This window comes from Streptomyces erythrochromogenes, assembly GCF_036170895.1.
Lineage (GTDB): Bacteria > Actinomycetota > Actinomycetes > Streptomycetales > Streptomycetaceae > Streptomyces > Streptomyces erythrochromogenes.
The window spans coordinates 1459365-1476335 of the sequence record NZ_CP108036.1; the positions used below are offsets into that span (position 1 = coordinate 1459365).

The window sequence follows — 16971 nt, forward strand, 5'->3', positions numbered from 1 at the left end:
TCACGCCCGGTGCCGCCCCGCCGGCGGGAGGCCGGCCAGCAGCTCCCGGGCCAGGCGCAGATGGCGGTGGCCCGGCTCCAGCAGGGTCCGGGCGTCGCCGAGGGTCCGGGTCAGCAGGGTGCGGGCCTGCTCGGGGCGGCCCGAGGAGGCCAGGGCGCGGGCCCATTCCAGGCGGGCGTAGATCGTGTGCGGGTGGTCGGGGCCCATGACGCGGGTGCGGTCGGCCACCAGCGACTCCCAGGCGGTCGCGGCATCGGCGGTCCGGCCCGCCCGGGCCGCGAAGGCCGCGAGGCTGCTGCGGACGGCGAGGGTGTGCGGGTCGTCGGGGCCGAGGCAGCGTTCGGCATCGGCCAGCAGCTCGGCCAACTTCTCCTCGGTGCGGGCCGGTTCACCAGCCCGGTACCAGATCAGGCTGCGCCGGGTGGCCAGTACCTGCGGGTCGTCCGGGCCCTGGACCCGGAGCCGGTCGGCGAGCAGCCGGGCCAGCTGCCGGGCCGCCTCGGCCGGGGCGCCCGACTCGCCGGTGAAGTAGGCCAGTTCGTGCCGGGCGGCCAGGGTGTCCGGGTGGTCGGCGCCGAGGACGGACGCGGTGTGGGCGGCCAGGGCGGCGAACCGGCCGGCCGCGGCGTGCGGGTTGCCGGCCTCGCCGGTGAAGAAGGCCAGCTGGTGGCGGGCGGCCAGGGTGTCGGGATGGGCGGGGCCCAGCCGGTCCTCGCGCCGCCGGGTGATCCCGGCGAGGTCGGCGGCGGCCCGGCGCGGGCGCCCCGCGTCCCCGACCGTGATGGCGAACAGGAAGTCGGCGCCGGGAGCCCCGCCCAGCCGGGCCCGGGACAGCGCCTCGGCGGCCCGCCTCGGCCGCCCTTCCTGGTGGGCCAGCAGGCCCATGTCGTAGGCCTCGGCCGGGGTGACCCTCGCGACGAGGGCCTGCCACAGGTGCTCCGGTACCGGGGGCAGGCCGGGCGTGTTGAGGAGGTAGTCGAAAGCCGTGTACCCCTGGGTGTAGTTGCCGATGAGCAGGCCGCTGGTGGCGTAGACCGCCGTGCAGGCCCAGTTCATCGCATCGTCGAAGGGTTCCGGCTGTAGGTCGCCGCCGCCGCGTTCCTCCAGGTAGGGCCGGTGCAGTTCGCGCAGCCGGTCCCGGCCCACCGGGCTTCGCAGTCCGGCCCGCCGGCAGTCCACGGCGGCCGCGACCACGGCCGCGCCGCGCGGATTGGCCCCGGGTGTCCAGGCGTTGTGCCAGGCGGCGAGCAACTCCGGTCCGGCGGCGAGGACTTCCGCGATGCCGAAGCGCTCCCCCGCCCGCAGGGCCGCCCTGATCCGCGGGTCCTGCCCGTGGGCGGCTGCCCGCCGGCGTTCCTCGGGCGACCAGTGCCGTGCCAGCCGTACCACCTCCGCCTGACGGAGCACGTCCCGCTGGGTGCGCCAGGCGTCGCGGTCGGAGCCCGTCAGCCGGCCCTCCTCGCGGGCGTCGAAGCGCCGGAACTCCTGGGTGCGCATGGTCGCCACCACCACCCGGCGCCCCGGCGCCGGCGCCGACAGGGCGGCCAGCATGGCGGTCGTGAGCCCGCCCGCGCCGAGGAACTCCTCCAGGTCGTCGAGCCACAGCACGGCCCGCCGCCGTGTGCCGGCCACGCGCAGCGCCTGCGGGAGCGCGGCCCTGCCCAGCGGGCGGACGAAGGCGTGACCGGGGAAGAGCGTGCGGGCCACCTCGTGGGCCAGCCGGGACTTGCCGGCGGTGGACTCCCCCACCAGCAGGACGAACCCGGCCCGGCCCAGGGCCTCGCGGAGCTGCGGTTCCACGTCGCGGCGGATGTACGCGGGGGGCGCGGCCGGGGTCCGGCTCCCGTCGGCGGGACGTCCGTCCGCGTGGTGGGCGCCGGCCGGTTCGGGGCGGTCCACCTGCCGCAGGGTGGGGATGCGGCCCGCCGCGGTGCGCAGCAGCGCGTCCGCTCCGGCCGCGGTGGCGTCCCCGCCCGCCGCGGTGCCGCGCTGTGGCTGGAGCCGCTCGGCCACCAGGCCGGACAAGGTGGTGACGGCGGCGCCGATTCCGGTGGCCCATGCCCCGCTGGTCCACAGCGAGGCCAGGGCCAGGGCCGCCGCGCCCAGGCCGACCGCGCCCACGTAGGCCGGCCAGCCGCGCACGCGGCCGTTCTCCCGTACGAGCAACACCGGCATGGCGCCCCCCACACACGTCCGTGGCCGGCCCCCATTTTCACCCGTGCGGGTGAATTCGGAACCCGGGGCGGCGAGGTGATCGCCCCGCCTGACCGGATGTCAGCGGTCGGGCGGGGTCCCGGTACGCCCTGGGATCACCCCTCCTTGATGAGCACGGTGATGTTCCGCTTGCGGATGAGGACCCGTTCGACCTCGTCGCCGATCTCGAACTCGCCTTCCACGTCCGTGGGCGTGATGACCTGGGCGACAGTCCCGGTCGGCGCGACCTCGGTCAGCTCCAGGTGGAGTTCCTCGGGGACCGGGACGATCGGTGGGGACGCCAGTACCAGTTCGAGATCGAAGCCGGGGGTCCGGCACTGGCACGTGCCCTTCACCGTGACCGTGCGCCCGCCCTTGCCGTACCGGTGGGCCGTGGCGGTGAAGTCCTCGGCACCGGCTGCACAGGCGAATCCGTTCCCGTATTCAGACATGTCTTCTCCCGTCGTCCGTTCGCTGGTTGGCTGATCACACGCGGATCCAGTCTCTGCGCGGTCGGTGTGGGCCGCAAACAGAGGCGGGGCCGTCAGGCCGGATGGCCGGGCGTGAGGTCCAGGACGTCGCTCAGGCGCAGCAGCGGCGGGCGCTCGGGGCCGGGGCGGCTCGTCTCGACGGGCGCGAGCAGGAATCCGACGTGGTCTCCGCCGTCGGTGTGCCCTTCGATCCGCCCGAGGAACCAGGCGGCGGCGTCTTCCAGGATCGGCGCGGGGGCGTGGGGCGAGCGCCGCCAGGCGAGGTGCTCGAACTTGTCGGTGTCGTCGCCGGTCCGGCCGCCGAAGAGCGCGGCCGTGCGCTTCTGGTCGTCCCGCAGGGTGTGCACCGCGAGGTGGGAGGCCGTCCGGGCGACCGTGTACGTGTGGTTGGCCTTGGAGAGCCACACCATGAACCGGGGCGGATCGATGGAGCACTGGGAGGCGAAGCCCACCAGGCACCCGGCGCGCCGGTCCCCGGCCGCCGCCGTCACCACGTACATCGGGTAGTCGAGCAGGTCGGTGAACGTGTCCAGCTCCGCCATGGTGGCACTCACCCTCTCGGCCCCTCACGGCCCCGTCTCCCGCACCCCATCGTCCCACCGCGCGTACGGGTGGTCACTACGGCCCCGGGGGGATCGGCGGTGCCGCGTTTGCCGCCGGGGATCGTGGTCAGAAGCGAGGTGTACGACGCATCCGTACCCCGATCTCGAGGGAGTGATCAGTCGTGTCCGACAAGGAGAAGAGCCGGGCCAAGGCCGAACAGGCCAAGGGCAAGCTCAAGGAGACCGCAGGCCGCGCGGTGGGCAACGAACGCCTGACCGCCGAGGGCCGTGCCGAGAAGACCAAGGGCAACGCCCGGCAGGCCAAGGAGAAGATGAAGGACGTCTTCAAGGGCTGACCACTCGAACGGTCGGCACCGCGATGCCGCCCCGTGCCGTCGGCCGCCGACCGGTCCCCCGGTCGGCGGCCGACGGCATGATCAGGCCAGGGTCACCACGACCGGGCCGCCCGTGGGGTCCACGCGGGCGGTCCAGTGGGGCGGCAGGTGCAGGGAGCGGGACGGGGAGGCCGGGAGGGGGAGCCGTCGCCGCCACAGCGGGCGGCCGTCCTGGGTCACCGCCACCACGGGGGCGGTCACGGCTTGCGCGGAGCGCAGCAGCAGCGGCCGCCGGGCGACGCCCGTGATCCGGTTGGGCGTCACCCACACGAGCGGGGCGCGGACCTGCAGTGGCGGGCCGTGCTCCGGCCAGGGGGCGCCCGCGAGGTGGGCGAGTACGGGCGCGGCCGCGGCGGCGCCTTCCGCGGCCGCGGAAGCCGCCCGTTCGATGCCGTGGAGGGCGTTGCCGACCGCGAAGACGCCCGGCGCCGCCGTGCGGAAGGAGGCGTCCACGCACGGGCCCCGGGTGCCGGGGTCCAGGGGGACGCCGCCGCGGCGGGCCAGTTCGTGGTCGGGGATCCAGTCGCCGGTGAAGACCACCGTGTCGCAGGCGAGGAGGCCCATGCGGCCGTCCCGGTGGTGGATCACCATGCCGGTCGGCCGGCCCCGGCCGCGCAGTTCGCCGACCGTCGTCGCCGTGAGCAGCGGGATCCCCGGTACGGCGGGGGCGCGCGGGTGCTCGGTGACCATCGCCACCACGTCCGTGCCCGCCTGCCGGAGCGTGGCCGCCGCGTGGCGGGCCACGGGCTCGGCGCCCACCACCACTGCCCGTCGGCCGACGGGCAGTCCGTACGCGTGGACCGCCTGGAACAGCTCCCCGGTGGTCAACACCCCCTGCGGGCGTGAGCCGGGGACCAGCCGGGCGCTGCGCGGGCGTTCCCGGGCGCCGGTGGCGAGTACGACGGCCCGGGCCGTGATCCGTTGCAGACCCGCCGGGCCGGTGGTCTCCAGGCAGAGCGGGCCGGCCCAGCCGGTGGCGGTGACGCCGGTACGGAGCGCGGCCCCGGCGGCGAGCGCCGCCCGTACCGAGCGCCGCGCGTACTCGGGGCCCCGCAGCCAGGGGAGCGGCGGCCGGCCGAAGCCGCCGTGGTGGAGGTGGCGCGGCATGCCGCCCGGGTCCTGCTCGCGTTCCAGGACCTCGACCCGGCCGGCTCCCGCTCGGGCGAGGCGGGCGGCCAGCGCCAGTCCGGCGGGGCCGGCGCCGACCACCAGGACGTCGACCCGCACGTCCGTACGGTCACCACCGTCCGTACGGTTCACCGGCGGGCCTCCTCGAACAGGGCGCGGACGGCGGCCCCGCAGTGGAAGCCCTGGCAGCGGCCGCCGCGGGCCCGTGTGCGCCGGCGCAGACCGTCGGTCGAGACGGGTGGTACGGTCGCGGCGAGCGCGTCGCGGATCTCCCCGCGGGTGACGCGCTCGCAGTGGCAGACGATCCGTCCGTACTCCGGGTCCGCCGCGATCATCGCCGCGTCGCGGTACGGGCGGGGGAACGCCTCGCCGAGGTTCGGCATCCGCACCGGTGCCGGCTCGCGGGCGCCCGTCACGGGCAGACCGCCTTCGGCGAGCAGTTCCACCACGTGGGCGGCGATCGCCATCGACGCGGTCAGGCCCGTGGAGCGGATCCCGCCCACGGTCACGTACCGCTGCGCCGGGCGGGCGCGGATCGCGTAGTCCTCCTGCCCGGTGGCCGCGCGCAGCCCGGCGTACACGGCGGTGACCTCCTCGTCGAGGAGCGCCGGCAGGATCCGCCGGCCCTTCTCCCGCAGCAGCGCGAGCCCTTCGGCGGTCGAGCCGGTGGCGGTCTTGTCGTCCAGGTCCTCGGCGGTCGGGCCGAGCATCACGTTGCCGTAGACGGTCGGCGTGACGAGCACTCCCTTGCCGCGGGCGTCGGGCACCGGAAGCAGGATGTGGCGTACGAGGCCGCGGGCGAGTTCGTCGAAGACGATCAGCTGGCCGCGGCGGGGCGTGACGATGAAGTCCGCGTGGCCGAGGAGCCGGTCGACCTCGTCGGCGTACAGGCCGGCCGCGTTGACCAGGTGCCGGGTGCGCAGCGGGCCCCGGCCGGTGGCGAGGGTGTGCGGCTCGCCCGGGGCGACCGCCCGCACGGGGCAGTTGAGGTGGAGGTCGACGCCGGCGCGCACGGCCTGGGTGGCGTAGGCGAGGGTGGTCGTCCAGGGGCAGATGAGCGACTCGTCCGGTACGTGGAGGGCGCCCAGCACGCCGGGGCCGAGCTCCGGTTCGCGGGCCCGCACCTCGCCTGCCGGGAGGATGCGGGCCGCGTGGTAGCCGTTGCGCACGGCTTTGTCGGCGAGGCCCGGCAGGGCCGCGAGCTGCTCCTCGTTCCAGGCCACGAGCAGGGCTCCGACCGGTTCCACCGGGATGCCGCTGTCGGCGGCGTACGCGGCGAGCAGCCGCTGCCCGTCGCGGACGAGCCGGGCCTCCAGGGAGCCGGGCACGGCGTCGAAACCGGTGTGCAGGATGGCGGTGTTGGCCTTGGAGGTGCCGTTGCCGACGTCGTCGGACGCGTCGATCAGGGCGATCCGCAGCGGCAGGCGGGCCAGTTCGCGGGCGATGGCCGAGCCCACCACGCCGGCGCCGACGACCGTCACGTCGTACGGGTCGCCGCCCGGGAGCGGGCCGCGCCGGGTCAGGGTCATGCCGGGTCGGCGAGCAGGGCGGACACCGCCGTCCGGAACCGTGCGCGGCGCTCGGCGGCGTGCCCGGCGCCGGCCTTCGGTTCGTAGACGGCGGACGGCTTCCACTCCGGTACGGCCTCGTGCACGGCGAGGGCGGGGTCGAGGCCGAGCCGGGCGACGGCGCCGACGCCGAGGGCGGTGGCGTCGGGGAGCGCGGACACCTCGACGGGGATCTGGAGCAGGTCGGCCTGCGCCTGCATGAGCAGGGCGGACCGGGTGAGCCCGCCGTCGACGCGCAGGGTGGCCAGCGGCGCGCCGAGGTCGGCGGCGACGGCGTCGGCGAGCTCGGCGACCTGTGCGGCTATGCCGTCGCACAGCGCGTGCACGAGGTGCCCGGCGGTGGTGTCGAGGCCGAGCCCGGTGACCGAGCCGCGCAGGTCGCCCCGCCACCACGGGGCGGCGAGGCCGGCGAGGGCGGGGACGAAGGTGACGCCGCCGGCGTCGGGGGCGGTCCCGCCCACCGTGTCGAGGTCCTCGGCGCCGGAGATCACGCCGAGGTCGGTGAGCCAGCGGACGGCGGACGCAGCCGTGTAGACCTGGCCGTCCAGGCAGTAGCTGGTCTCTCCGGCGAGCCGCCAGGCGACGCAGCCGACGAGTCCGGTGGTGCTGCGGCGGGGGCGCGGGCCGCTCTGTGCGAGGAGGAACGCCCCGGTGCCGTAGGTGCACTTGGCGGTGCCGGGCTCGGTGACGCGCTGGGCGAGGAGCGCGGCCTGCTGGTCGACGAGCAGCCCCGTCAGCGGCAGCGGGGGTCCGAAGGCGGTGGTGGTGCCGACCCGGGTGTCCGCGTCGACGACCTCGGGCAGCGGTTCGCCGGTGAGGCCGAAGGCGTCGAGCGCCGCCGGCGACCAGTCGACGGTGTCGAGGTCGAGGAGCTGGGTGCGGCCGGCGGTCGCCGCGTCGGTGACGAAGGCACCGGTGAGCCGGTGCACCAGCCAGGCGTCGCTGGTCGTCACGACGCCCTGCCGGGTGAGGTGGCGACGTATCCAGGCCATCTTGGGCGCGGCGAAATACGGGTCGAGGGGCAGGCCGGTCCGGTCCTGTAACGCCGCTGCGTGCGGCGCCAGTTCGGCGCAGAGCTGCTCGGCGCGGCGGTCCTGCCAGACGATCGCTGCGGTCAGCGGCTCACCGCTCGCCGGGTCCCAGGCGAGGACGGTCTCGCCCTGGTTGGCCAGGCCCACCGCGGCGACCGGTTCGCCGGCCGCGGCCAGGGCGGCGCGCCCCGCGTCGACCACGGAATCCAGCAGCTCGCGGGGGTCCACCTCCACACGGCCGCCCGGCAGGTACCGGGGCCGTACGGGGGCGGATGCGGAGCCGATGACTCCTCGTACGGGGCAGACGACGAGGGCCTTGGTTCCCGAGGTGCCCTGGTCCACAGCGAGCACCGGGCCCGTCATCACCACTCCGTCCCTGGTGTCGGCATGCGCGATCGTCTCTGGGAAGCCTTCACCAGCGGACACCGCCCCGTCAAGATCCATCCGCGCGGGCGACGATCGCGCTGACGCGAATTCACATCTTGTATGTGGCTTGATACTTGCATTCGAAAAAGTTTCATGACTCGAACGCTCATAGTCACTCTATAGTGATCGCCGATCACCAGGCGCGAAGGCCATGCGATACGAGGACCGATGACCACGACCACCGCAAGACGCGCCCGTCCCGACGACCCGTCGACCGGGGCGAGGTGATGGCGGGCGGCGACTTCCGGCCCGTCTACCACCCCGCCGGCCACGACAACGACCTGCGGGTGGCCGTGCAGGACCTGCGCACCGGACGCTGGCTGGCGATGGCGCACTTACTGGACCGGACGGACGGCTGGGGGCTGTGGACCCAGCGCACCCAGGTGCTCGCCGCGGTCGCCGCCGGATCCGATGTGGTCCAGGCGTGGCGGTCCGAGGAACCGCGCAGCGTCGCCGCGTCCGTCATGCACACCCGTGTCGTCGTCGAGCGCGCCGTCCGCGCCCACCGCGCGCGCCACCCCCGTACGCGCGAGCTGTGGCAGGAGGCGTGGGCCGCCTGCCGCGACGCCGCCGAGCTCAGCCCCGCCGACCCCGTGCCCTGGGTCTGCCTACTCGCGCTGGCCCTCCTCGACGAGCACCGTTCGATGGACGAGCACCGCCAGGCGCCGCCCGCCCTGATGCTGCCCCGCGGCCCCTGGGGCATCCTCGCCCAGGTCGACAAGCGCGACCCGCACAACCGCGAGGCGTACCACCGGATGCTCCAGTTCGTGTGCGCGGGCACGCCCGGACCGCTGACCGAGGCCGCCAACTTCGTGCACTGGGCGTCCGGTTCGGCCCCGCCCGAGTCCGCCGTCCATCTGCTGCCGCTCTACTTGAGCGTCGAGCGCTACCGACGCGAACGCGGCCAGGAGAAGGCGCTCGACCTCCACTGGGTCGCCGAGGACGCCGTCCGCGACGCCGGGCACGCCCTGGACACCTGGTTCCGCTACAGCGACCTGCGCCGCGCCTCCCAGCTCGACCTGAACCACCTCGCGCACGCCCTGTGGGGAGCCCACCTGTTCGGCGCGGCGGCGCAGGTGTTCGACGCGATCGACCGGTACTGGACCACCCTGCCGTGGGCCTACCGGACCCGCGACCCGGCCGACCAGGAACTGGCCATGGAGGTCTTCCTGCGGGCCCGTGCCCGCAGCCTGACGGCCCGGAGCTGACCGCGCGGGCCCCCCCTTGCCCCGCGCTCCCGAAGGTTCCCCCCTGCCCCACCCCCGCTCCTCTCGACCCCCGGAGGTACTCCCCCATGTCCCGAACCGCGCCGACCGTCCGCCAGGACAGCAAGGCCCCGCCCCGGCGGGACGAGGAGGAACGGCTCAGGGAGCTCGGCTACCAACCCGTCCTCGCCCGCCGGATGGGCGGCTTCGGCAACTTCGCCATCAGCTTCTCGGTCATCTCGGTCCTGTCCGGCTGCATGACCCTCTACGGCTTCGGCCTGGGCACCGGCGGTCCGGCCGTGATGCTGTGGGGCTGGGTGGGCGTGGGCCTGTTCGTGCTCTGCGTGGGTCTCGCCCTGGCCGAGGTGACGAGCGCCTACCCCACCTCGGGAGCGCTCTACTACATGGCCGACCGGCTCGGCGGGCGCCGCTGGGGCTGGTACACCGGCTGGCTGAACCTGCTCGGCCTGCTCGGCGCCATCGCCGGCATCGACTACGGCGCCGCCCTGTTCACCGGCGCCTTCCTCAACCTCCAGTACGGCGTCGAGCCCACCCCCGGCCTGACGTTCGTGATCTTCCTGTGCATCCTGCTGCTGCACGCCGCGCTCAACCTCTTCGGCGTCCGCCTCGTCAGCGTGCTGAACTCGGTCAGCGTCTGGTGGCACCTGGGCGGCGTCGCCCTGATCGTGGGCGCCCTCGCCTTCATACCCGACCAGCACCAGTCGCCCTCGTTCGTCTTCACCGAGTTCGTCAACGACACCGGCTGGGCCAACCCGTTCTACGTGGCGGCGGTCGGCCTGCTGCTCGCCCAGTACACCTTCTCCGGGTACGACGCCTCCGCGCACCTCTCGGAGGAGACCTCCAACGCCTCCGTCTCCGCCGCCAAGGGCATCGTCCGGGCCATCTGGGTCTCCTGGATCGCCGGCTTCGCGCTGCTCGCGGGCCTGACCTTCGCCATCCAGGACTACGCGGCCGTCCAGGGCACCGCCACCGGCGTCCCGCCGGCGCAGATCTTCATCGACGCGCTGGGCTCCGGCGGCGCCACGGCCCTGCTCCTCGTCGTGATCGTCGCGCAGCTCTTCTGCGGCAACGCCGAGGTGGCCGCCGCGAGCCGGATGGTCTTCGCCTTCAGCCGCGACAACGCGCTCCCCGGCTCCGCCCTGTGGCGCAAGGTGAGCAGCCGTACGCAGACGCCGGTCCCGGCCGTGTGGCTCTCCGTCGCCGTCGCGGCCGTGCTGGCGCTCCCGTCGCTCTACTCCGCCACCGCCTACGGGGCCGTGACCGCCATCAACGTCATCGGCATCACCCCGGCCTACGCGATCCCGATCTACCTGCGGCTGCGCGCCGGGAACCGGTTCCAGCCCGGCCCGTGGAGCCTGGGCCGCTGGAGCAAGCCGATCGGCTGGATCGCCGTCGTGTGGGTGGCCGTCGTCACCGTGCTGTTCTGCCTGCCGCAGAAGTCGCCGGTGACCATCGACTCGATGAACTACGCGGTGATCGCCCTGGCCGTGGTCCTGGTCCTGGCCAGCGCGTGGTGGTACGCCGCCCGGCGCTCGTACGGGACCCCGTCGGCGTACGGAAACGCCCGGGAGCAGGCCGAGATCGCCGAGGGCATCGTCTGACCCGACCGTCCGGCCGTCCGCGCGCGCCCCGCCGCACCGGGGGGCGCGCGGTGTCGTCTCAGACCAGTTCGGGCTGCTGTTCGCGGCGCTGCTGCGGCAGCTGCACCGCCGCCGCGGCCCGGCGCTCCCACCGCTTGGTGATCCGGACGTAGCCGTAGATCACCGAGACCATCGACAGGACGACCAGCGGCCCGAACACCCACGGGTGGGCCGCCATCTCCATCGACAGGTAGCGGTACGACAGCAGGAGCCCGACGAAGACCGCGGTGCCGTAGGCGACCAGCTGGATTCCCCTGCGGTCCCAGCCGTGGTCGAGGGTGCGCAGCCCGGCATCGATCGTGAGGGTGAACACGACACCGGCGACGATGTCCGCGCCGTAGTGGTAACCGAACCCCAGCGTCGCGCCGAGCGTCGCGATCAGCCAGAACGTTCCCGCCCAGCGCAGGGCCCGTGGGGCCTTGCGGGAATGGATGAAGATCGCGGTGGCCCACGCCGTGTGCAGGCTGGGCATGCAATTGCGCGGCGTGAACTCGTCGAACGGCATCGGCTGCGGGGTGGTGACCGGCGGCGGCGTGTTCGGCCAGAGCTGGGCCAGCGCCCACTGGCCGCCGTCGGCGCCGTACGCGAAGATCGGCCCGACCACCGGGAAGACCATGTAGATGCCCGGCCCGAGCAGACCGATGGCCAGGAAGGTGCGCACCAGGTGGTGGCGCGGGAAGCGGCGCTCGACCGCCACCTTGCGCAGCTGGTACAGCGCGACGACGACCGCCATCACCGCGAGCTGGATGTAGACGAATTCGAGGACGCGGAAACCGGCGACCCCGGTGGCCTCGACGATCCGGCCGGCCACCCATGACGGGTTGCCGAGCGCCTGGTCGGCGGTCGCCACGTACTGGTCGAGCACCGTCGGGCGGGTCTTCGAGGTGATCAGCAGCCAGGTGTAGCCGGTCTTGCGGCCGGTGACCAGCAGCAGGGCCAGTCCGACGCCCTGCAGCAGCAGGATCCGTTCGCGGCCGGTGCGGCGCGTGAGCGCGATGACGGCGCAGGCCAGGGTGACCAGCAGGGCACCGTTGCCGTACATCATCTCGGCGCCGACCACCCAGCGCACGAGCCAGAAGACGAGGTCGATGCCGACCGCGGCGCCGATCGCGATGAACCGCTGCCGCCAGGTGAGCACCACCAGCATCAGGGCCATGCTGGCGTAGAGCACCGTGCCCGACTTGGGGGCGAACACCACCTCCCGCGCCTGGTCGGTGATCGGCCCCCGCACGCCGTAACCGCGCGCGGCGATCTCCAGTGCGATGAGGAATCCGAGGGCCACCGCACTCACCGCGACCCACAGCACAACGCTCGGGCGACGCCATGCAGCGGACTCGGCTCCGCCGTCCTTTCGCGAAATCGCTCGCTTTACCGCAGATATCAATTTTTCAGCCGATGTTCATATTTCAACCTGATCATTGTTCGCTCGAACATGTTAGCGGAGCTGGTGGGCCGGTTCGGAAATGTCGTGAAGGCCACAGCGGGGAAACCGGGGGCTGCGAGGCACACCGGGCGGAATGCCGAATTCCCCAACATCAACAGAGGGTGTCCCAGGAGTGGAGGGCGTCCAGGGCGGCGGTGCGGGTGGCCGGCTCGGCGACGGCCTCGCGGGCCGGGGTGAGCAGGTAGTCCGCGACGGGGGTGAGCAGGAGGGAGGTGCCGGGGCCGGGGGTGAGGAGACGGGCCTCGCCCCAGGTGTGGCGGATGACGGTCCGGCGGAGCAGGGCGCCGTGCCGTGTCCCGGCCCGGCGGGCACCGGGAGGAGCCTCGCCGCGGCGGCGGTGTTCGGCGGCCACATGAGGGCCGAGGGCGGCGCGCACGGCGGCGAGCGGACCCAGCGGGACGTACTCGGCGGCGTGGTCGAGGAGGGCCGAGGCCTCGGGGGCCAGCCGGTAGGCGGCGAGGACGGCGGCCGCCTCGGCGGCCTCGAAGGGCCGGCCGGCGAGCCCGGCGACGTCGAGGACGGCGAGGGGGCCGGGCGGCAGGTCGGGCCCCCCGAGGCAGGACTCGGCCAGGGCGATGAGGCACTCCACGTGGTCGTCGGCGACCAGGTACGGCCGGACGGGCACGCCCCGGCCGTCGCCCGGCAGCGCGGCGGTGGAGAGGTGGACGCGGTACCAGGGGTCGACGAGGGGGTCCTCCGCGGGCCAGTGGAGCGTGACGGCGGTGTGGTGGGGGCGCTCACCGAGCAGGGAGACGTCGATGTGCTCCACCGGGTGGTCGGTGACCAGACGGATGACGGCCTGCCACAGGGCGGCCTCGTCGGGGGCGACCAGGTCGAGGGTCTCCAGCGGACGGAGCAGACCGGCCGGGTAGTACCGGGCGAGCGGGAGGCCGCCGATGGCGCGCACACCCGTGGAGCAGGCGAGGTCGGCGGCCAGGCGGGCGTACCGGTCGACCCGCTCGCGGGCCCGGCCGAGCTCGGCACGGGCCGGCTCGCCCATCCGGACCCCGTCGCGTTCCAGGGCGGAGAGCACCAGGTGGGGCAGATGGCGGCCGGCCCGGGCTCGGTGCAGCAGTTCCGCCGGGCCGGCGGCGGGGTCGGTGTCGAGCAATCTGTACAGCAATGGGGTGTTCACGGACGTCCGCCTCCGAATGTATGGTCGGGCCCGGCGGCACCGGCGACCGAGGGGGGCGGGCGCGGTGCCCGGACGGTCTCCGGCGTGCCCGCGGCACGGTGCGATTCTTTACCGCAAGGTTCAACACCTGATCACCACAGGCTCAACGGACTCTCGACACCGAGTACGACGCTGTGGTTAAAAAGGTGACACAAATCGAGACATGGGCGCCGAGCGGGGGCGGGCACCGTGTTCTGGGGCTGGGGGCAGGACTTGGGCGATCTCCGTTTCTCATTACTCGGTCTGATGCGGGCTCACCGGGGCGCTACCGCGCTCAAGATCGGGAGCCCGCAGCAGCAGGCGATGCTGGCCGTCCTCCTGCTGCGGCCGGGGCACTCGGCGAGCGCCACCGACCTCATCACGGCGCTGTGGGGTGAGGAGCCACCGAGCGCGGCGATGACCACGGTGCGCACGTACGCGTGGCGATGGCGCAAGGTGCTGGACGCCGTCGGCCAAGACGGCGAAGGGGGCGGGGCCGGAAGCGACCGGCCCGCGCCGAGCGTGCTGGTGTCGATGGGGGACGGCTACCGCCTGGTCCTGCCGAAGCTCGCCGTCGACGCCGCGGAGGCCGAGTCACTGGCCGCCGAGGCGGAGCGCACCGCGCGGACCGATCCGCTGCGCGCCCGGGACCTGCTCAACCAGGCGCTGGAACTGTGGCAGGGCGAACCGCTGGCCGGCGTACCGGGCCCGTTCGCGGAACGGCACCGGCAGCGGCTGGAGGAACTGCGGCTGACGCTGCTGGAGGAACGGATCGGGCTGGACCTGGCGCTCGGCCGCTACTCGCGCTGCATCCCCGAGCTGACCTCCCTCACCACCGAGCACCCGCTGCACGAGCGGGCGTACGAGCTGCTGATGCGGGCGCTGTACCAGGCCGGGCGGCAGGCGGACGCGCTGGCGGTCTACCGCGGGGTTCGGCAGCTGTTCCTCGCAGAACTGGGCGTCGCGCCGGGGGCGGACCTGGAGCAGTTGCACCGCAGGATCCTGGAGGGCGATCCGGCGCTGGCCGCCCCCGAACCGGTCACGCCGGCGGCGCCCGCGGAGGAGCCCGAGAGACAGCGGGAGCCGGCGCGGGAGACCCTCGCCGACGACTCCGGGCACGGATCCGGCCCCCGGGCGGCCGAACCGGACCGGCACGAGGGGAAGAAGGGACAGGAGGCGGCCCTCAGACCGGCGGCCGCGCCCCCAAGACCGGCCCAGCTCCCGCCGGACGCCGCCGACTTCACCGGGCGCACGGCACCGGTCCGGGTGCTGGAGGAAGCACTCGGCACCCCCTCGGGCCAGGCGCTGGTGATCGCCACCGTCGTCGGCATGGGCGGCGTCGGCAAGACGGCGCTGGCCCTGCACGTGGCGCACCGCGTCCGGGAGTCCTACCCGGACGGCCAGCTGTACGTGGACCTGCGCGGCTCCGACCCGGTGCCCGCCGACCCCGAAGCGGTGCTCAGCAGCTTCCTCGTGGCGCTCGGGGTGCCCGGCGACGCGGTGCCCGACGGGTTGGACGCCCGCTCGGCGCTCTTCCGGTCGGTCGTCGACGGGCGGCGGCTGCTGCTGGTGCTCGACAACGCCAAGGACACGGCGCAGATCCGGCCGCTGCTGCCGGGGGCGGTCGGCTGCGCGGTCCTCACCACCGGGCGCACCCGGCCGGCCGGGCTGCCGGCCACCGTGCACGTCGACCTCGACGTGTTCCACCCGTCCGAGGCGCTGGAGCTGCTCGGCCGCACCATCGGCGCGGACCGGCTCGCCGCCGAACGCGACGCGGCGCTGGAGCTGGTGGTGGCCTGCGGGTACCTGCCGCTGGCGGTCCGGATCGTGGCCGCCCGGCTCGCGGCCCGGCCGGGCTGGACGGTGGAGACGCTCAGCCGCCGGCTCCAGGTGGAGCGGCGGCGGATCGACGAACTGCGGATCGGCGACCTCGCGGTGGCGGCGGCCTTCGAACTGGGCTACCGGCAGCTCACCGCCGACCAGGCCCGGGCGTTCCGGCTGGTCGCCTCGGTGGACGGGCCGGACATCGGACTGCCGGCCGCCGCCGCCCTCCTCGACCTCGACGCGTACGACGCCGAGGACCTGCTGGAGGCCCTGGTGGACGTGGCGATGGTGGAGTCGTCGTTCCCCGGCCGCTACCGCTACCACGACCTGCTGCGCTCCTTCGCCCGGCGGCGCCCGGTGCAGGAGGCGGACCCCGCCGCCGCGGACGGCGGAGCGACGGACGGCGGGGAGGCGGTGGCGGCCCGGGACCGGTTGCTGGACCACCTGCTGGCCACGGCCTGCACCGCGTTCCAGCACGCGGTTCCGGGCGATCCGGCGGCGGGCGCGCTGGGGCCGGCCCGGTCCCCCGGGGTGCCGCTGGCCGGGTGGGACGCGGCCCGGGAGTGGACGGGGGCGGAGCGCGCCGGAGCGGTGGCGCTGGCGGCCCAGGTCGCCGCGGACGCGGCGGCGGGCCCGGCGTCCGGCTCCGCGGGCGGCACGGCGGGCGGCTTTCAGGGGACGGCGCTGCGGGCCGCGATCGACCTGCTGATCGCGCTCACGCCGTTCGTGCTCACCCCGCCGAGCCGGCAACTCGCCGCCACCGCCGACGCGCTGGCCGAGGCGGCGGCGCGGCACGGCGACGTGCGGGCCGCCGGACGGGCGCACTTCCTGCGCGGGAACGTCGCCCTGGCGGCGACCCGGCTGGACGCCGCCGAGGCGGCCGCGCGCCGGGCGGTGGACGCGGCGCGGACCGCCGGTGACACGGTGATCCTCCGCCAGGCGCTCAACGACCTGGGCCTGATCTGCCAGTTCCTGAGCCGCTACGACGAGGCGGTGGACCACTACGACGAGGCGCTGCTGCTGGCCAACGAGCTGGGGCACCGCTCCGGCGCCCTGGTGACGACCGTGAACGCCGCGCTGGCACGGGTGCGCAGCGGGCGCGCGGAGGAGGCGGTGGAGATCTGTCACGAGGTGCTCGCCGAGCTGCGGACGCGCCAGGACGATCCCGGGCGGGCGTACACCCTGTACGTGCTGGGCCTGGCGCTGCACGGGCTCGGGCGGCACGAGGAGGCGGTGACCTGGTTCCGGGAGTGCCTGGCGGTGGCGACGGGGGCGGGTCTGCGGGACCGGGCCGCGCACGCGCGCTACCGGCTGGCGGACAGTCTGCGCTCGCTCGGCCGGGCCGACGAGGCGCTCGACCACGCCGGGCAGGCGCTGGTCCTCTGCGAGGAACTGGGGGCGGAGCGGGACCAGGCTCAGGCGCTGCTGGTGCTGGGCCGCTCGCTGGCGGACCTGGGGCGCGGGGCCGAGGCGGGGGCGCGGTTGCGGCAGGCGTACGAGATCTTCTGCCGGCTGGGGCTCCCGGAGGCGGCCGAGGTGGCCTGCCTGCTGGAGCAGCCGGCGCTGGCCCTGGTCGAACCCTGCGGGCTGGAGGCCTAGCGGGGGCGGTGGTGGTCGGGGGCCGCGGGTGCGGGTCAGGAGCCGGTGCTGTTCCAGTCCTTGTCGTCGGACGGGGAGGGGGTCGGCGCCGGGGCCTGGTTGGTGCTGACGGTCCCGCCGCCCTGCCCGGTGCCCGTGCCGGTGGCGTCGTCGGCCATCGCCGCGCCGGCCGCGCCCAGGGCGATCAGCGTGCCGAGACCGAGGCCCGCGACGGCCAGGCAGACCCGGGTGGCAGCGTTGTTGTTCGCGCGGTTCGCCATGACTGCTCCTGAGGGACGTCTTCCCTGGTGGGAAGGGGGCTTCCGGTTCTT

The 16971-nt window shown here is 74.7% G+C and carries 13 protein-coding genes; 4 read left to right on the forward strand and 9 right to left on the reverse strand.

All coding sequences use genetic code 11. The annotated features are described in order from the left end of the window. The 3 genes from OHA91_RS06965 to OHA91_RS06975 all read right to left on the reverse strand — a co-directional run bounded on the left by OHA91_RS06965 (position 1) and on the right by OHA91_RS06975 (position 3226). Positions 1–2175 carry a tetratricopeptide repeat protein gene (locus OHA91_RS06965; protein WP_266493784.1) on the reverse strand — a complete coding sequence of 725 codons (2175 nt, stop codon included), beginning with the start codon at positions 2173–2175 and terminating at the stop codon, positions 1–3. 134 nt (positions 2176–2309) lie between these two features. Continuing rightward, positions 2310–2645, reverse strand: coding sequence for a hypothetical protein (locus tag OHA91_RS06970; RefSeq protein WP_031146765.1), 336 nt, complete (start codon positions 2643–2645; stop codon positions 2310–2312). A 92-nt stretch (positions 2646–2737) separates the two neighbouring features. Further along, entirely contained in the window at positions 2738–3226 is a 489-nt protein-coding gene (locus OHA91_RS06975; protein WP_031146763.1) for a flavin reductase family protein, read from the reverse strand. 182 nt (positions 3227–3408) lie between these two features. Here OHA91_RS06975 and OHA91_RS06980 point away from each other — a divergent pair, with 182 nt between their 5' ends. Continuing rightward, positions 3409–3582 (forward strand): CsbD family protein, encoded by a 174-nt coding sequence (locus OHA91_RS06980; RefSeq protein ID WP_078959083.1) that lies wholly within the window; start codon positions 3409–3411, stop codon positions 3580–3582. Positions 3583–3663: 81 nt separating this feature from the next. Here the strand turns inward: OHA91_RS06980 and OHA91_RS06985 are convergent, their stop codons facing one another. Genes OHA91_RS06985 through OHA91_RS06995 form a run of 3 tightly spaced genes read right to left on the reverse strand, consistent with a single transcriptional unit; the run spans position 3664 to position 7711 of the window. Beyond that, the gene (locus OHA91_RS06985; RefSeq protein ID WP_328738851.1) at positions 3664–4881 is read right to left on the reverse strand and encodes an NAD(P)/FAD-dependent oxidoreductase; all 1218 of its coding nucleotides are present in this window, start codon (positions 4879–4881) and stop codon (positions 3664–3666) included. Then, positions 4878–6278 (reverse strand): FAD-dependent oxidoreductase, encoded by a 1401-nt coding sequence (locus OHA91_RS06990; RefSeq protein WP_328738852.1) that lies wholly within the window; start codon positions 6276–6278, stop codon positions 4878–4880. Before OHA91_RS06990 ends, OHA91_RS06985 begins: the two co-directional genes overlap by 4 nt. Then, positions 6275–7711 (reverse strand): FGGY family carbohydrate kinase, encoded by a 1437-nt coding sequence (locus OHA91_RS06995; protein ID WP_031146757.1) that lies wholly within the window; start codon positions 7709–7711, stop codon positions 6275–6277. The genes OHA91_RS06990 and OHA91_RS06995 overlap by 4 nt, the downstream gene beginning before the upstream one ends. A 290-nt stretch (positions 7712–8001) precedes the next feature. On the opposite strand from OHA91_RS06995, the gene OHA91_RS07000 reads away from it, so the two are divergent. Both OHA91_RS07000 and OHA91_RS07005 read left to right on the forward strand, forming a co-directional pair. After that, positions 8002–8982: a hypothetical protein gene (locus tag OHA91_RS07000; protein WP_328738853.1), complete on the forward strand. Its 981-nt coding sequence runs from the start codon at positions 8002–8004 to the stop codon at positions 8980–8982. Between the two features lie 86 nt (positions 8983–9068). Further along, positions 9069–10601: an amino acid permease gene (locus tag OHA91_RS07005; RefSeq protein ID WP_328738854.1), complete on the forward strand. Its 1533-nt coding sequence runs from the start codon at positions 9069–9071 to the stop codon at positions 10599–10601. Positions 10602–10659: 58 nt separating this feature from the next. On the opposite strand, the gene OHA91_RS07010 is transcribed toward OHA91_RS07005, so the two are convergent. Both OHA91_RS07010 and OHA91_RS07015 read right to left on the reverse strand, forming a co-directional pair. Further along, the gene (locus OHA91_RS07010) at positions 10660–11946 is read right to left on the reverse strand and encodes a phosphatase PAP2 family protein (protein WP_328738855.1); all 1287 of its coding nucleotides are present in this window, start codon (positions 11944–11946) and stop codon (positions 10660–10662) included. Positions 11947–12175: 229 nt separating this feature from the next. Further along, positions 12176–13195: a hypothetical protein gene (locus tag OHA91_RS07015; RefSeq protein WP_276565872.1), complete on the reverse strand. Its 1020-nt coding sequence runs from the start codon at positions 13193–13195 to the stop codon at positions 12176–12178. A 309-nt stretch (positions 13196–13504) separates the two neighbouring features. Here OHA91_RS07015 and OHA91_RS07020 point away from each other — a divergent pair, with 309 nt between their 5' ends. Further along, positions 13505–16660, forward strand: a complete 3156-nt coding sequence (locus OHA91_RS07020) for an AfsR/SARP family transcriptional regulator (RefSeq protein ID WP_328738856.1) — start codon at positions 13505–13507, stop codon at positions 16658–16660. 35 nt (positions 16661–16695) lie between these two features. Here the strand turns inward: OHA91_RS07020 and OHA91_RS07025 are convergent, their stop codons facing one another. Then, entirely contained in the window at positions 16696–16920 is a 225-nt protein-coding gene (locus tag OHA91_RS07025) for a hypothetical protein (protein ID WP_031146745.1), read from the reverse strand. Positions 16921–16971: the final 51 nt, after the last annotated feature.

What these genes read in the sequence shown, in the direction of transcription:
- OHA91_RS06965 (WP_266493784.1), bottom strand. Translation starts at nt 2,175, where the DNA reads ATGCCGGTGTTGCTCGTACGGGAGAACGGCCGCGTGCGCGGCTGGCCG.
- OHA91_RS06970 (WP_031146765.1), bottom strand. Translation starts at nt 2,645, where the DNA reads ATGTCTGAATACGGGAACGGATTCGCCTGTGCAGCCGGTGCCGAGGAC.
- OHA91_RS06975 (WP_031146763.1), bottom strand. Translation starts at nt 3,226, where the DNA reads ATGGCGGAGCTGGACACGTTCACCGACCTGCTCGACTACCCGATGTAC.
- OHA91_RS06990 (WP_328738852.1), bottom strand. Translation starts at nt 6,278, where the DNA reads ATGACCCTGACCCGGCGCGGCCCGCTCCCGGGCGGCGACCCGTACGAC.
- OHA91_RS06995 (WP_031146757.1), bottom strand. Translation starts at nt 7,711, where the DNA reads ATGACGGGCCCGGTGCTCGCTGTGGACCAGGGCACCTCGGGAACCAAG.
- OHA91_RS07000 (WP_328738853.1), top strand. Translation starts at nt 8,002, where the DNA reads ATGGCGGGCGGCGACTTCCGGCCCGTCTACCACCCCGCCGGCCACGAC.
- OHA91_RS07005 (WP_328738854.1), top strand. Translation starts at nt 9,069, where the DNA reads ATGTCCCGAACCGCGCCGACCGTCCGCCAGGACAGCAAGGCCCCGCCC.
- OHA91_RS07020 (WP_328738856.1), top strand. Translation starts at nt 13,505, where the DNA reads ATGCGGGCTCACCGGGGCGCTACCGCGCTCAAGATCGGGAGCCCGCAG.
- OHA91_RS07025 (WP_031146745.1), bottom strand. Translation starts at nt 16,920, where the DNA reads ATGGCGAACCGCGCGAACAACAACGCTGCCACCCGGGTCTGCCTGGCC.